The following is a 14888-nucleotide window of genomic DNA, read 5'->3' as shown; positions in this document are numbered from 1 at the left end:
GTTTTCCGTGCCTCAAAACCAGGAACCGATGACGCCTGCTGATCTCGGGCCTTATTTCGCGCAGTGATGATGAGAACGCCATGGCCGGGCTAATTCCCCAGAGCTTTATTGACGACCTCCTGAACCGCACCGACATCGTCGACGTGGTCAGCTCTCGCCTGCAAATGAAGAAAGCGGGCAAGAACTACACGGCCTGCTGCCCGTTCCATAAAGAAAAAACCCCGTCCTTCAGCGTCAGCCCGGACAAACAGTTCTATTACTGCTTTGGCTGCGGCGCGGGCGGCAACGCCCTCGGCTTCATCATGGACCATGACAACCTGGAGTTCCCCCAGGCTGTCGAAGAACTGGCCAAAGCCGCTGGCATGGAAATCCCTCGCGAGGAAAGCGGTCGGCAGCACAAGCCGCGCCAACCGACCGATTCGCCGCTTTATCCACTGCTAACCGCCGCGGCTGATTTTTATCGCCAGGCCCTGAAAAGCCATCCGGCCCGCAAGGCGGCGGTGGATTATCTCAAGGGCCGCGGCCTGACCGGCGAGATTGCCCGTGATTTCGGCCTCGGCTTCGCCCCGCCCGGCTGGGACAATCTGTACAAGCATTTAAGCAGCGACACACTGCAGCAGCGCGCGATGATCGATGCCGGCCTGCTGGTCGAGAATGCCGAGACCGGCAAGCGCTACGACCGCTTCCGCGACCGCGTGATGTTCCCGATCCGCGATACGCGCGGGCGAATCATCGCCTTTGGCGGCCGGGTACTGGGCGACGACAAGCCCAAGTATCTGAACTCCCCGGAAACGCCGGTGTTCCATAAAGGCCAGGAGCTGTATGGCCTGTACGAAGCGCGCAAGAACAACCGCAACCTCGACGAGATCATTGTCGTCGAAGGCTACATGGACGTCATCGCCCTGGCCCAGCAAGGCTTGCGCAACGCCGTCGCGACCCTGGGCACGGCCACCAGCGAAGAGCACATGAAACGCCTGTTTCGCGTCGTGCCGAGCGTGCTGTTCTGCTTCGACGGCGACCAGGCCGGGCGCAATGCCGCCTGGCGTGCGCTGGAGGCAACGTTGCCATGTTTGCAGGATGGGCGACGCGCACGCTTTCTATTCCTGCCCGAGGGCGAAGACCCGGATACCCTGGTGCGCTCCGAGGGCACCGATGCATTTCGTGCACGAATCAACCAGCACGCGCAGCCGTTGGCCGATTATTTTTTCCAGCAACTGACTGAAGAAGCCGATCCGCGCTCCCTCGAAGGCAAGGCGCACATGGCCACCCTCGCGGCGCCGCTGATCGACAAGGTGCCGGGCGCCAACCTGCGCACGCTCATGCGTCAACGCCTGAGCGAAATCACCGGCCTCAACAACGAAGCGATGAATCAACTGGCCCACAGCGCTCCTCAGGAAGCGCCGCCAGCCTATGACCCTGGCGTCGATTACGACGCGATGCCGGATTTCGCCGACTATCATCAACCTCAGCAGGATTACGCTCCTCAGCAGGAGTGGACGCCGAAAAAAACCGCTGGTGGCGGCAAGAAATGGGACAAGAAACCCTGGGACAAGAACGGCAAGCGTGGCGATCGCGACCAACCACGTGCCCCGCGCGTGCCGGCCGCCGTCGAACCTCCAACACTGGCCGCCTTGCGCACCTTGCTGCATCACCCGCAACTGGCTGAGAAAGTAGAGGACGCCGGGCACTTCGCCGCCGAGGACCACAGCAACACACAATTGCTGGTGGCACTCCTTGAAGCCGTGCAAAAGAACCCCAAGCTAAACTCATTCCAGTTGATCGCGCGGTGGCACGGCACCGAGCAAGGGCGCCTGTTGAAGGCGCTGGCCGAGAAGGAATGGCTGATAGAGGGAGACAACCTTGAACAACAGTTTTTCGACACCATTACTAGCTTGTCCGCCCGCCAACGCGAGCGAAACCTGGAACAACTTCTGCGCAAAGCTCGCCAGAGCGAGTTGACCAGCGAAGAGAAAAACCAATTGCGGGATTTACTCAGCCGCAATGTTTGCGCATCAAACCCGACCTCAACTGGCGCGTGAGGTCACAGCTCAGGTATAATCCTCGGCTTGTTTTTTGCCCGCCAAGACCTTCAGTGGATAGGGTGTTATGTCCGGAAAAGCGCAACAGCAGTCTCGTATCAAAGAGTTGATCCTATTGGGTCGTGAGCAGGGCTACCTGACTTACGCGGAGGTCAACGACCACCTGCCGGAGGATATTTCAGATCCGGAACAGGTGGAAGACATCATCCGCATGATCAACGACATGGGGATCAACGTATTCGAGGTTGCTCCAGATAAGGATGCCCTTATGCTGGCCGACGCCGATACCGACGAGGCGGCCGCTGAAGAAGCGGCCGCAGCGTTGGCAGCGGTCGAGACCGACATTGGTCGCACCACGGACCCCGTGCGCATGTACATGCGTGAAATGGGTACGGTAGAGCTCCTCACGCGTGAAGGCGAGATCGAAATCGCCAAGCGTATTGAAGAAGGCATCCGTGAAGTGATGGGCGCGATCGCGCACTTCCCTGGCACGGTCGACCATATTCTCTCCGAGTACACCCGCGTCACCACCGAAGGTGGCCGCCTGTCCGACGTTCTGAGTGGCTACATCGACCCGGATGACGGCATTGCGCCGCCTGCCGCCGAGGTGCCGCCACCGATCGACTCGAAAGCCGCCAAGGCCGACGACGACACCGATGACGAAGACGCAGAAGCCAGCGACGACGAAGAAGAAGCCGAAAGCGGTCCGGATCCGATCATCGCTGCCCAGCGCTTCGGCGCCGTGGCCGACCAGATGGAAATCACCCGCAAGGCGCTGAAAAAGCATGGTCGCAACAACAAGCAGGCCATCGCCGAGCTGTTGGCGCTGGCCGAGCTGTTCATGCCGATCAAGCTGGTGCCCAAGCAGTTCGAAGGCTTGGTGGAGCGTGTTCGTAGCGCCCTGGATCGCCTGCGTCAGCAAGAGCGCGCCATCATGCAGCTCTGCGTACGTGATGCACGCATGCCGCGTGCAGACTTCCTGCGCCAGTTCCCGGGCCACGAAGTCGACGAAAGCTGGACCGACGCATTGGCCAAAGGCAAGAGCAAGTACGCCGAAGCCATTGCCCGCCTGCAACCGGACATCGTTCGTTGCCAGCAGAAGCTGAGCGCGCTGGAGGCCGAGACCGGCCTGAGCATCGCCGAAATCAAGGACATCAACCGTCGCATGTCGATCGGCGAGGCCAAGGCCCGTCGCGCGAAGAAAGAGATGGTCGAAGCGAACTTGCGCCTGGTGATCTCCATCGCCAAGAAGTACACCAACCGCGGCCTGCAATTCCTCGACCTGATCCAGGAAGGCAACATCGGCCTGATGAAGGCGGTGGACAAGTTCGAATACCGTCGCGGCTACAAGTTCTCGACTTATGCCACCTGGTGGATTCGTCAGGCGATCACTCGCTCGATCGCCGACCAGGCCCGCACCATCCGTATTCCGGTGCACATGATCGAGACCATCAACAAGCTCAACCGCATTTCCCGGCAGATGTTGCAGGAAATGGGTCGCGAACCGACGCCGGAAGAGCTGGGCGAACGCATGGAAATGCCTGAGGACAAGATCCGCAAGGTACTGAAGATCGCCAAAGAGCCGATCTCCATGGAAACCCCGATCGGTGATGACGAAGACTCCCATCTGGGTGACTTCATCGAAGACTCCACCATGCAGTCTCCGATCGATGTCGCCACTGTCGAGAGTCTCAAGGAAGCGACTCGCGAAGTACTCTCCGGCCTCACTGCCCGTGAAGCCAAGGTACTGCGCATGCGCTTCGGCATCGACATGAATACCGACCATACCCTTGAGGAAGTCGGCAAGCAGTTCGATGTCACCCGTGAGCGGATTCGTCAGATCGAAGCCAAGGCGTTGCGCAAACTGCGCCACCCGACGCGAAGCGAGCATCTGCGCTCATTCCTCGACGAGTGACCTTCCAAACCCCCGGCCCTGCCGGGGGTTTTGCTATCTGCAGATAAAACGCCCTTCGTTGCCCCCCTGCCCTGTTGCCCGTCTACACTCGAAACATCCTCCCAAGCCATGACGAGACCGTGATGCCCAGACTGACGGCCGTGCTTTTGCTGTCATTGATGACCTGGACCGCGACGGCCGGCGCGTTGACGCTCACCGATGAAGAGCGCCGCTGGCTCAAGGACCACCCCGACCTGCGCCTGGGCGTCGATGCCTCGTGGCCACCGTTCGAGTTTCGCGACGATCAGGGGCGCTACCAGGGCTTGGCGGCCGATTACGTCGAAATCATTCGCCGGCGACTGGCTGTCACGTTGACGCCCATCGAACCGGTGAGCTGGACCGTCGTGCTGGAACAGGTCGCTCAGGGCCGGATCGATCTCCTGCCAGGCATCATGTCCACCCCTGAACGCCAGAACTACCTGGCTTTCACCCGCCCGTACCTGGATTTTCCGATTGTCATCCTGGCCCATCGCGGCGGCGCCCAGCCGCGCAATCTTGAAGACCTGTACGGTCTGAAAATCGCCGTCGTGGAGAACTATGCCCCCCACGAACTGTTGCGCAATCACCATCCCGACCTGAACCTCGTGGCACTGCCCAACGTCAGCTCGGCGCTGCAGGCACTGGCAACCGATGAGGTGGATGCCGTCGTCGGCGACTTGGCGTCCAGCGTCTGGAGCTTGCGCCAACTCAAGCTCGACGGACTCTATGTCAGTGGCGAGACCCCTTATCGCTATCAGCTCGCGATGGCCGTCCCGCAGGAAAACAAGATATTGGTGGGTATCCTGGACAAGGTCATGGCGGACATGTCCCCCGCCGAGGTCAGCGAAATCCAGGAAAAATGGATCGGCAACGTGCGCGACTATCGCCAGTTCTGGTCGGACTTGTTGCTGTACGGCCTGCCAGGGCTGCTTCTACTGGTGGGTATCCTCGCAGTGGTGATTCGCATCAATCGCCGTCTCAGCTCCGAGATAGCCCGGCGAGTCGACCTGGAGCAAGAGCTGCGCAGCAGCGAGTACCACTATCGCGGTCTGGTCGAAAGTCTATCGGCGATTGCCTGGGAAGCACGGGTCAGCGACTTCACCTACAGCTACGTCTCGCCCCACGCCGAAGAATTGCTGGGTTATCCGCTCAGCCATTGGCTCATCCCGGGATTCTGGCGCAACATCATTCACCCGGCCGACCTCATACGCGCGCAGACCTATTGCGACCACGAAGTGCTTGCCGGGCGCGACCATTGCGTCGACTACCGGGTGATAACCGCCGATGGTCGCTGCCTGTGGGTACGAGACATCGTCAGCCTGATCGAACACGGCCACGAGCCGTTGATGCGCGGGTTGATGATCGACATCAGTGAAGCCAAGCACACCGAGGAAGCATTGCGTCTTTCCGAACAGAAGTTCGGATCGGTGTTTCGCCAGTGCCCGGACATTCTGGTGATCGCCCGGCTGCTGGACGGCTGCCTGCTGGAAGTCAACAAAGCCTTTGAAGAGCAGATCGGCCTGAGCGCCGAACAGGTGGTAGGCAAGAGCGCCACTGACCTGGATATCTGGGGCATACAGGGCGTGGGGCCGAGCCTGTTGCAACGTCTTCAAGCCGGAAGTATTCGTAACCTGGAAATGCCCTTTCGGCGCAGCAACGGCCAGGTCTTCACCGGGCTGATCTCAGCGGAACCGTTCGATCTCGACACGACCCCGGCGCTGGTCGTGGTGGTCCGTGATATCAGCCAGCTCAAGGAAACCCAGCAACAGTTGCAGACCTCCGAAGAGAAGTTTGCCAAGGCCTTCCACGCCTCGCCCGATGGCCTGCTACTGTCCCGGCAGAGCGATGGCCTGCTGATCGAGGTCAACGACGGTTTCAGCCGTATCACCGGTTTCAACAGCGCGCTTTCGGTGGACCGTTCGACGCTCGACCTGGGCATTTGGGTCAACCTCAACGAACGCAAGCAGATGCTCGACCTGCTGCAACGGGATGGCTTCGTCAAGGATTTCAGCTGCCATATCCGCCGCAACGACGGGCAGATCCGACTCTGCGAGGTGTCCAGCCGTCCGCTGCCCATCGGCAACGAAGACTGCATGCTGACCATCGCCCGGGACATCACCGAACGCCACCTCATGCAGGAAAAACTGCAACAGGCCGCCACGGTCTTCGAAAGCACCGCCGAAGGCGTATTGATCACCGACACGCAGCAGCACATCAGCGCCGTGAACCGCGCCTTCACCGAGATCACCGGCTACAGCGAAACCGAAGCCTTGGGCCATACGCCTCGCTTGCTCGCTTCCGGCCTGCATGACAGCGCGTTCTATGCGGCGATGTGGCATCAATTGACGGCCGAAGGACACTGGCAGGGCGAGATTTCCAACCGCCGCAAAAACGGCGAACTTTACCCCAGCTGGCTGACGATCAGCGCCGTCCGCAACCGGGAACAGCAGATCACGCATTTCGTCGCGGTGTTCGCTGACATCTCCAGCCTCAAGCACGCCCAGGCTCGCCTCGACTACCAGGCACACCACGATCCACTCACCGGCCTGCCAAATCGCACCCTGTTCGAAAGCCGTCTGCTGACGGCCCTGAATAACCAGCAGGAAAACGGCGGCCAGGGCGCGGTCCTGTTTCTCGACCTGGACCGTTTCAAGCACATCAACGACAGCCTCGGGCACCCGGTCGGCGACCTGCTCCTCAAGGGCATCGCCGTACGACTGCGCGAACAACTGCGCGATATCGACACCGTTGCGCGACTGGGCGGTGACGAATTCATCATCCTCTTGCCCGGCCTGCAACAGCCCAGTGATGCCGAGCACATTGCACATAAACTCTTGAACTGTTTCGCCGCGCCGTTCCAGGCCGGCGAACATGAATTCTTCATCAGCGCCAGCATCGGCACCAGCTTGTATCCGCAAGATGGCGGCGATGTCGCCACGCTGGTCAAGAATGCCGATGCGGCGATGTACCGCTCCAAGGCCAAGGGTCGTAACCGAGTGGAAAGCTACACCCGCGATCTCACGGCCCAGGCCAGCGAACGCGTCGCCCTGGAACACGAGCTGCGACGGGCGATTGAACGCAACGAGCTGTCGCTGTCCTTCCAGCCGAAAATCAGCCTCATCGACAACCGACTGGTGGGCGCCGAAGCGCTCATTCGCTGGACGCACCCGACCTTCGGCGACGTGCCGCCCGAACATTTCATCCCGCTGGCGGAAGAAAACGGCATGATCCTGCAGATTGGCGACTGGGTATTGGAAAGCGCATGCCGCCAACTCTGCGAGTGGAACAGCAGCCATGAAAGCCTTGGCCCGCTGTCGGTCAACCTGGCGGGAGCCCAACTGCGCCAACCCAACCTGCTGGGCCGCATCGAGCAACTGCTGCGGGAAAACCAGCTTGAGCCTGGCTTATTGCAACTGGAAATTACTGAAAACTTCATCATGAGCCAGGCCGAAGAGGCGCTCACGGTGCTCCATCAGCTGAAGAAACTCGGCGTACAACTGGCTATCGACGACTTCGGCACCGGCTATTCCTCCCTGAGCTATCTCAAGCGACTGCCGCTGGACATCCTCAAGATCGACCAGTCATTTGTCCGCGGCCTGCCTGACGACCCCCACGACGCGGCTATCGTGCGGGCAATCATCGCCCTGGGGCGCAGCATGCAGTTCACCATCATCGCCGAAGGCGTCGAGACCCTGGCCCAACAGCAATTCCTCACCGAAGAAGGCTGCGAACAAATCCAGGGCTACATCGTCAGCCTGCCTCTCTGCGCCGAGGAATTCGCCGCAACGTTTCTGCGTATGACCGTATCGGATTTTTCGGATAGCACAGCCGAGAAACCGTCGCTATAATCCGCGGCCTACTGAGGGCCCATAGCTCAGTTGGTTAGAGCAGAGGACTCATAATCCTTTGGTCCACGGTTCGAGTCCGTGTGGGCCCACCAAATTGAAAGCCGCGCATTGCGCGGCTTTCGTCGTTTCCAGGGGTACAAGATTTAACGAATCATTTGATACCCAGTGGTCGATCCAACGACATCGCACCGCCGCCGCGGGCGACGATGAGCAGTAGCAAGCCTGCCCAGGAAAGGTGGGTTGGCCAGGCGTCAGGGTAGACAAACACTTCGATTACAAGGGTCATGCCCAGTAATGCCAATGCCGACAGTCGCGAGAACAGGCCTAGCACAAGCAGCACCGGAAAAAGGTGCTCACTGTAGGTTGCCAGATGCGCGGCCAGTTCCGGTGTGACCAGCGGCAGTGCGTATTCTGTTCGAAACAGCTCGTACGTACTGGGCGTAATCGTCAAAAAACCACTGACTTTGGTGCGCCCTGACATCAGGAAAATGGCTGCGATGGATAGCCGCGCAACCAGCACCAACAACGAGTCACCCAGCATCGCGCCAAGTCGGTCTGCGATGCTGTTCCACATGCCTCGCAAGGATTTGTCGGCTGTGGACGAAGGATTTCTTATGGCGTCCATGATGTGCTCCGCTGGCTAAGTTGCTGTTACGGGATGCTTACAGAGGCGAACGCGTCGGCGCTGAATAAGCGGGTAATGAGTTCTGAAAAATCCAGGTCAGGCTGAACCTCAAGGGCCTTTTCCGCAGCCTGTTCAAGCGGTAGATGTGCCGCGCAGGCATCCAGAAACCTGCAATCTGCTGCGCTGGCGGCTTGCCAAAAAACCTTGCCTTGCTTGCGCGTCAGCAGCGCTCCTTCGCCTCGCCAGTCGAGCTCATCGGGCATGTCCCGCTCTTCGCGATTGAACCGCCAAAGGGTGTAGGCGGGGTTGTCCGGGAACCACGCCCAACGGCAAGCGGCCTTCGGTGTGAGTCGGCTGCGGGCCAAGTCCTGTGGGGACAGCTTCGCCAGTTCGCTCGGATCGACGTCGGGTTCATCTTCGGCGCAATGGACCTGGGTCCAAAGCAGGTCCAGGCGGGCGACGTCGCCCAGATAAGGTATCTCTCGCGCATGTTCGAAAACGTGGAGGAATTCCGGAAAACCAGCCCCGTAATGCAACAACCGGGAATCGGCCGGGGGCGCCTGCCGGGCATGGAGAGTCGCGGCAGCCTTAAGCCACTCTGTACCGACCAAGCGTTCGACGGTGGGAAAGTTCGCCAGTAATGCGTCCACCGATCCTTTCAAAACAGTGTTGCGGTACACCATAAAACCGGGCTGTTCGATCAGCGCGGTCATTCCAGTCGAATGTCGCTCATATAACGCGTCGACGAATGCATCCTGGAAACTGGCCAGCGAGGTGTTCATATCGTCACTTCCGATACTCGCCGGTTGCCAATGTTCAACAACCTCTGCGCCCTGTCTCGTTCAGCCAGCAAGACATCGAACCCAGGAATATTGTCGTCGCGCTCGATCAAGGTCGGACGCCTACCGATCCGTTCGATCAAACGTCGATATAACAACCAGACATCTTCAGCGATGGCGGCATCGTGCGTGTCTATCAGCAATCGCGTGTTTCCCGGGTCCACCGCGTGGCCTGCGAGATGGATTTCCCTGATCGCCCTGGCCGGGAAGGCATCCAGATATTTCGACGCATCAAAGCCCAAGTTATGCGCGCTGATATGGACATTATTGATGTCCACCAGCAACCCGCAGCCAGTCCTTATGCTCAGTTCGGTCAAGAACTCTATTTCGCTGAACTCATGCCCCGGCAAACTCAGATAGTGAGTGGGGTTTTCAATGGCAATCGAACGCCCCAGGGCCTCTTGAGTTCGTTGGATATTGCTTGCGATGCGCTGCAACGCCTCGACAGTACGAGGGAATGGCAGCAGGTCGGGATGATATTGGCCACGCCATGCAGACCAGGCCAGATGCTCGGAAATCAGTGCAGGCTGCACTCGGTCGACCAATGCCCGGAAGCGCTTCAGATGACTTTCGTCCGGTGGGCAATCGGCAGCCAGTGAAAGTGAAACACCGTGCAGCGACAGCGGGTGCTTGCTCCCGATTGCCTCCAGCCATGCGAGACGGGGGCCACCTTCTACCATGTAGTTTTCCGGATGAACTTCGAACCAGAGCCCCTCGGCAGCGCAGTCAAGCGCATCGGGGTAATGGTTCGGCTTCAGGCCGAGGCCGGCCCCCATCTGGAATACGGTTTTCATGATCGGTGAGCCCCTTGGCACTGCAATTACATAGGTGTGAGAGAGCCCATGCCTTTAGGTGTCTTGATGGAGGTACACGTACCGGCAGGAACGTTTTTCCAGGCATTGGCCTGATAGTCCATTTTGGCGGTGCCCGCACAGGTCGTGCCCGCCCCCGCTTTGCAATCGTTCTTGCCGGCCATGGCAACGCCGTAGCATTTTTCCATGGCGCCTGAGGCGGCAGGCGTTTGCGCTGCGATGGCACCGGCGGCGAACGAAGAGAAGGCAACGGCGAGGGCGGCAAGTTTGAGGTTGTTCATTATTTGCTCTCCAGAAGATGGGTTTGGTCGCTGCATCAATGCTTGGGCACCGTGTTTGCGATCCAACAAGTAGTTCGATGTGGTTCCGGATTCGGTTACAGCGCTCGCAAAATATTTCTCAGGCCAGCAAAAAATTAATTGCCTGTTGCCTTATGTCGGGAAGCCGCATGTAAGATTCGCTGCGGCATTGGCACCAGCGAGATATTTTCCCTTTCGTGTAACCAGAGCGAACGATGGAACGAACTACGGATAACGATGCTTTGCGCAGCCGAGAGCGCCATCTTCAGGCCTTGTTTCTCTCAGGCCTGGATGGGGACGAACGGGCTTATCGCAAGTTTTTATCGGAGCTGAGTGGCCATCTTCGCGGTTTTTTACGCGCGAGGCTTCAACAGCGCCCCGGTGAAATCGAGGATTTGCTGCAAGAGGTTTTACTGGCCGTTCATAATGCGCGCCAGACGTATCAAGCCAATCAACCGCTGACGGCATGGGTCTTTGCCATTGCGCGTTACAAGCTCATCGATTTTTTCCGTGGGAGGTCACGCCATGACGTGTTCAACGATTCCCTCGACGATGCGGCAGAGCTTTTTGCCGAGCCACATCTAGAACCTGCGCAGGCCAGTCGCGACCTGGGCAAGTTGCTTGAGCAACTACCTGAACGCCAGCGTCTACCTATCGTACGCGTGAAGCTGGAAGGGCTTTCTGTGACCGAAGCCGCTCAAACGACGGGGTTATCCGAGTCTGCGGTGAAGATAGGGATACACCGAGGGCTTAAAGCCCTGGCGTTGAGAGTGAGAGGTGCACGATGAAGACTGATGATTTGATTTCCCTGCTCGCCTCGGGTGTGGCCCCGGTCGATCCCAGGGCGCCCGCCAAACGATTCAGTGTCGCGGTTCTGGCCGGCCTCCTGGGCGCCCTTTTGCTGGTGGTCGCACTGAAGGGTGTGCGGCCCGACTTGGGCCAGGTCATGGCGACACCGATTTTCTGGGCCAAGATCGCGTTTCCGCTCTGCCTGATGATCGGCACGCTGGGCATGGTCACGAGGCTGGCCAGGCCTGGAGCGACCTCGGGACCCGGCAAGATCCTCATCGTCGCCGCCATCACTGCGGTGTGGGTCGGCGCGATCTATGTCCTCAAGGTGACCGCACCTGATGACCGCGTCGCAGTCGTCCTGGGCGATACCTGGCGGGTATGCGCGCTCAACATAACCCTGCTGTCGATCCCGGGATTCATCGCGGTGTTCTGGGCGCTACGCGGCCTCGCCCCCACCAACCTGACACTTACAGGCGCCTGTGGCGGACTGCTGGCCGGTTCGATGGCGACGATTGCCTACTCCTTTCATTGCCCCGAGATGCAGATCCCCTTCTGGGCAGTCTGGTACGTGTTGGGCATGTTGGTGCCGACGATACTGGGCGCGCTGCTCGGTCGACGCTGGCTGCGCTGGTAGCAGGCCCTTCGGTTTTTCCAGGGCCCTACGACTGCGACGCCACGCGTTTCTACTCAGTGTCGGTCCACTCACGACAAGAAACCCCATCCCACCGAGACCTCCATCATCGCCAGCCCCAGCCTGTCCCGACTGTTCCTCGAACTCTTCTGGCAACTCGGCATCCTGGTGGTGCCGGCCTTCTTCGTCACCATCCTGCCGCCGCCGCTGGCCTTGCTGGCGGTGATATTGCTCGGTTTGCTGATGGGCCTGGCCGCGCGGCTGGGCTTCCTGGCGATGGGCCGAGGCATTGCCCGTCTGACGGTTGGTGCCGTGTTTGGCCTGGGCTTCAGCCTGGGCCGGGCGCTGCCCGAGTGGTGGGGCATCCTTGTGGCTATCGTTGCGATCATCGTCGGCCTCGCCTGCGTCAGCAAATGGGAGCGACGCCTTGGGCTCGCGCCGGTTGCCACCAAGGGGCCGAGCGCCTGGGGTGGCAGCGAGCCACAGCTCACGCCTGAGGGCGAGCCGATCCGGCAGTTCAACCACAGCGAAATCGCCATGGGCGGCCCGGTGTATTGCGACTATCTGTTTCCCGACGGTGTGCTTTTGCAAGGGCTTGGTTCTTCTGCGCTGTTTTCCAGCGACGGCCGTTATTTCGCCGCGCCCGTGCCGTCCCGGCAGGAATGGGGACTGGTCATCCTCGATCGTCAGCAGCGCAAGGTCTACCGCTGCGCCGAAAGCGAGTTCTGGGAACTGGACGCTTTCAACCCCGACGAACTGATTGGCCGTCATAGCCCGCTGGTCGATAACAGCAGCCGCCAGGCGCGACTGGAGGATCTGCTGCAAACCGCCCAGGCAGCGGACCTGGTGCCCGTCGCTGACCTGTGGCTTGAACCTGGCTGGCACCCGGACAATGTAGCGCCCACCTTCGAGCGGCCCAGCGCCGACGGCCAGCATCGCTTGGAGGGCAACCTCTTGCTGCCCGCGACCTTCCGTGATCTGGACCAGCCATTGGCGCCGCTGTATTCCCCGCGCTATGCCATCACCGTCGACGGGCAGCCGTCGGGGCTGGTCATGGCAGCCGATGCACCTATGGTCTGGGGCGCCACTGAAGCCGCGCTGGTGTGTCTGGCCCGAGAGCAAGCCAACGATGCGGACAGCGATCAGTATTGGTTGTGGCAAGCGGGAAATGGCTGGCGCGCCCTGCCCTCGCCCTGGGTGAAAAGCGCCGCCGAGCCTTCCTTTTACTGGCACGAGTTGCTGAGTGTCGAGGCGAGCCATGTGCGTATCGGCGCGTATCTCGACTATCCACGACCGAGCTCCGGCCGTTACGGCTATCGCCTGGACAGCATCCACAGCGATACCGAAACCCAGACAGGTCACGACGCCCAGGGTCGCGTGCAGGTTGAAGAATTCAAGCTGACCCGGATGTCCATCGTCATGCCGCTGGACAGTCGCGGTCGGCGAGGCGACTCGTGCATCGAGACACAGTCGATGCTGGACGGCAAACGCGCTTGTCTGACCTGGATGCGCGACAACCCCGACGGACTCGGAAGTTATCGCTGCCAAATCGGTGATTGGTCCTTGCCGGGAAGTTGGTTGCTTGATCATCGAGTCTCCGATTGCGGGCGCTATCTGGCGCTGCTGCCCTTCGAAGCCGCGACGACGGTGGCAACCCACGCGGTGGTCGCAGACTTGCAGGAACGGCGCCTGCTGCAAGGGCCCGCCCTGTGGGTGGAGCGCATACTCGATTTCCGCGATGGCCGCTTGAGCCTTGCGGTGATCGCGGGTCGTCTCGATAGCGATGTCGAAAGCACCCCGTTGCAGCGTTTCAACGTCACCGCACCGGAGGTCGGCCGCGACTCGTCTTTCTGTCGTCCCAACGAGCAATACCGACTGTTCTACAACACCGTTCAGCTGCAGCCGGAAGACTCGCAGCTCAGTACCGTTGAGCCTTGGCGCCTGGTGGACCGCCCTCAAGCGGCCACCGCCGACGGCGACTTCATCCAACTGGCGCCGAATGACCAGGACGCCGCCTGGCTATTCGGCAGCGAAACGGAATACGCCGACAGTTGGGTGCGTGCCGGTACGCCCCGCCTCGGCGGGCACCTGTTGACGGCGTCGGGCTGTGCATTGGTCGACCTGGCGCCGTCGATGGCCTGGTCATCCAATAGCCGATATCTGGCGTTGACCTGCATGGCAACCGACGTGACAGAACTCTGTGGAAACTACCGGGGCTGGCAGTTGCTGCTGCTTGATGTCCAAGACCATACGCTGCGGATACACCCGCGATGGCTGGGTCATCGGCCGTTGTTTGAAAGCTTCGACGAGCAACAACTACAGGTACGCTGTTTCAAGCGCGATTGGGAAATTGAAGGCGATGACGACCGAGGTTCGGTGCAGGCGTTCTCACTGGGCGACTTGCTGCAGTTGCCGGCTGAGCCTTTGATCGACCAGGACGGTCTCTGGCTCAGGTCTTCCCAGGCGCACCTCGCCCCGGCCTGGCGAGCGCTGGCCTTGCCTGCCACCCGCTACTTCGAACGCCGGAGCCTGTAACATGCCCGCCATTGATGCCTGCGCCGGAGCTGACCTTGACTGATACCCGCCCTCCCGTCCTCGACGAAATCGATCGTCAACTGATCGCGGCGCTGCAAATCAACGCGCGGGAAAGTGTTGCGATGTTGGCTCGGCAATTGGGCATTGCCCGCACGACCGTGACCTCGCGCTTGGCTCGACTGGAGAAAACCAAGGTCATCACCGGCTACGGCGTGCGTCTTGGGCAGCGAGTGATCGATGGCGGTCTGCAGGCTTATGTCGGCATCAAGGTCCAGCCACGCTCCGGCAAGGACGTATTGCGACGCCTGAGCGCGATGGCCCAGGTCCAGCAGTTGTGCGCGGTCAGCGGCGAATTCGATTATGTGGCCTGGCTACGCACGGACTCGCCGGAGCAACTGGATCAGTTGCTGGATCAGATCGGCAGTGTGGACGGGGTGGAGAAAACCACCACGTCGATCATCCTCAGCAGCAAGATCGATCGGGGCCAGCCGGTCTAGAACTACCCAAACGCTGCGGAAGCGAGCTTGCTCGCGAT

The 14888-nt window shown here is 60.3% G+C and carries 11 protein-coding genes and 1 tRNA gene; 8 read left to right on the top strand and 4 right to left on the bottom strand.

Annotation, left to right across the window (positions count from 1 at the left end; translation table 11 throughout):
• Positions 1–80: 80 nt before the first annotated feature.
• The 4 genes from dnaG (at position 81) to M8Q45_RS27715 (ending at position 7912) form a co-directional block, all read left to right on the top strand.
• A complete protein-coding gene (gene dnaG / locus M8Q45_RS27730) occupies positions 81–2039 on the top strand; it encodes a DNA primase (RefSeq protein WP_249877203.1) in 1959 nt (652 codons plus the stop codon).
• A gap of 67 nt (positions 2040–2106) precedes the next feature.
• The gene (gene rpoD, locus M8Q45_RS27725) at positions 2107–3954 is read left to right on the top strand and encodes an RNA polymerase sigma factor RpoD (protein ID WP_249877202.1); all 1848 of its coding nucleotides are present in this window, start codon (positions 2107–2109) and stop codon (positions 3952–3954) included.
• Positions 3955–4076: 122 nt separating this feature from the next.
• A complete protein-coding gene (locus M8Q45_RS27720; RefSeq protein ID WP_249877201.1) occupies positions 4077–7820 on the top strand; it encodes a bifunctional diguanylate cyclase/phosphodiesterase in 3744 nt (1247 codons plus the stop codon).
• A gap of 15 nt (positions 7821–7835) precedes the next feature.
• Positions 7836–7912, top strand: a tRNA-Ile gene (locus tag M8Q45_RS27715).
• Positions 7913–7971: 59 nt separating this feature from the next.
• Here the strand turns inward: M8Q45_RS27715 and M8Q45_RS27710 are convergent.
• Genes M8Q45_RS27710 through M8Q45_RS27695 form a run of 4 tightly spaced genes read right to left on the bottom strand, consistent with a single transcriptional unit; the run spans position 7972 to position 10377 of the window.
• On the bottom strand, positions 7972–8445 hold the full coding sequence (locus M8Q45_RS27710; RefSeq protein ID WP_249877200.1) for a DoxX family protein: 474 nt from the start codon (positions 8443–8445) through the stop codon (positions 7972–7974).
• A gap of 26 nt (positions 8446–8471) precedes the next feature.
• The gene (locus M8Q45_RS27705) at positions 8472–9227 is read right to left on the bottom strand and encodes an HvfC/BufC N-terminal domain-containing protein (RefSeq protein ID WP_249877199.1); all 756 of its coding nucleotides are present in this window, start codon (positions 9225–9227) and stop codon (positions 8472–8474) included.
• On the bottom strand, positions 9224–10078 hold the full coding sequence (gene bufB / locus M8Q45_RS27700; RefSeq protein WP_249877198.1) for an MNIO family bufferin maturase: 855 nt from the start codon (positions 10076–10078) through the stop codon (positions 9224–9226). The genes M8Q45_RS27705 and bufB overlap by 4 nt, the downstream gene beginning before the upstream one ends.
• 26 nt (positions 10079–10104) lie before the next feature.
• Complete coding sequence (locus tag M8Q45_RS27695; RefSeq protein ID WP_249877197.1) at positions 10105–10377, bottom strand: BufA1 family periplasmic bufferin-type metallophore; 273 nt, start codon at positions 10375–10377, stop codon at positions 10105–10107.
• A 233-nt stretch (positions 10378–10610) separates the two neighbouring features.
• Between M8Q45_RS27695 and M8Q45_RS27690 the strand changes: the two genes are divergently transcribed.
• The 4 genes from M8Q45_RS27690 (at position 10611) to M8Q45_RS27675 (ending at position 14850) form a co-directional block, all read left to right on the top strand.
• The gene (locus tag M8Q45_RS27690; RefSeq protein WP_249877196.1) at positions 10611–11183 is read left to right on the top strand and encodes a sigma-70 family RNA polymerase sigma factor; all 573 of its coding nucleotides are present in this window, start codon (positions 10611–10613) and stop codon (positions 11181–11183) included.
• A complete protein-coding gene (locus M8Q45_RS27685) occupies positions 11180–11821 on the top strand; it encodes an NrsF family protein (RefSeq protein ID WP_249877195.1) in 642 nt (213 codons plus the stop codon). Before M8Q45_RS27690 ends, M8Q45_RS27685 begins: the two co-directional genes overlap by 4 nt.
• A 102-nt stretch (positions 11822–11923) precedes the next feature.
• Positions 11924–14353 carry a hypothetical protein gene (locus tag M8Q45_RS27680; RefSeq protein ID WP_502940589.1) on the top strand — a complete coding sequence of 810 codons (2430 nt, stop codon included), beginning with the start codon at positions 11924–11926 and terminating at the stop codon, positions 14351–14353.
• A 35-nt stretch (positions 14354–14388) separates the two neighbouring features.
• A complete protein-coding gene (locus M8Q45_RS27675) occupies positions 14389–14850 on the top strand; it encodes an Lrp/AsnC family transcriptional regulator (protein WP_018607342.1) in 462 nt (153 codons plus the stop codon).
• The last annotated feature ends 38 nt before the right edge of the window (positions 14851–14888 follow it).

Origin of the sequence: Pseudomonas sp. T1.Ur (assembly GCF_023516725.1) — a bacterium.
Lineage (GTDB): Bacteria > Pseudomonadota > Gammaproteobacteria > Pseudomonadales > Pseudomonadaceae > Aquipseudomonas > Aquipseudomonas alvandae.
Note: the sequence above shows the minus strand (reverse complement) of the source record. Positions and strands in the feature narration are given on the sequence as shown.

Excerpts from the sequence above, each read along its gene's own strand:
- M8Q45_RS27695 (WP_249877197.1), bottom strand. The coding sequence starts at position 10,377 with ATGAACAACCTCAAACTTGCCGCCCTCGCCGTTGCCTTCTCTTCGTTC.
- dnaG (WP_249877203.1), top strand. The coding sequence starts at position 81 with ATGGCCGGGCTAATTCCCCAGAGCTTTATTGACGACCTCCTGAACCGC.
- M8Q45_RS27705 (WP_249877199.1), bottom strand. The coding sequence starts at position 9,227 with ATGAACACCTCGCTGGCCAGTTTCCAGGATGCATTCGTCGACGCGTTA.
- M8Q45_RS27710 (WP_249877200.1), bottom strand. The coding sequence starts at position 8,445 with ATGGACGCCATAAGAAATCCTTCGTCCACAGCCGACAAATCCTTGCGA.
- M8Q45_RS27720 (WP_249877201.1), top strand. The coding sequence starts at position 4,077 with ATGCCCAGACTGACGGCCGTGCTTTTGCTGTCATTGATGACCTGGACC.
- M8Q45_RS27690 (WP_249877196.1), top strand. The coding sequence starts at position 10,611 with ATGGAACGAACTACGGATAACGATGCTTTGCGCAGCCGAGAGCGCCAT.
- bufB (WP_249877198.1), bottom strand. The coding sequence starts at position 10,078 with ATGAAAACCGTATTCCAGATGGGGGCCGGCCTCGGCCTGAAGCCGAAC.
- rpoD (WP_249877202.1), top strand. The coding sequence starts at position 2,107 with ATGTCCGGAAAAGCGCAACAGCAGTCTCGTATCAAAGAGTTGATCCTA.
- M8Q45_RS27685 (WP_249877195.1), top strand. The coding sequence starts at position 11,180 with ATGAAGACTGATGATTTGATTTCCCTGCTCGCCTCGGGTGTGGCCCCG.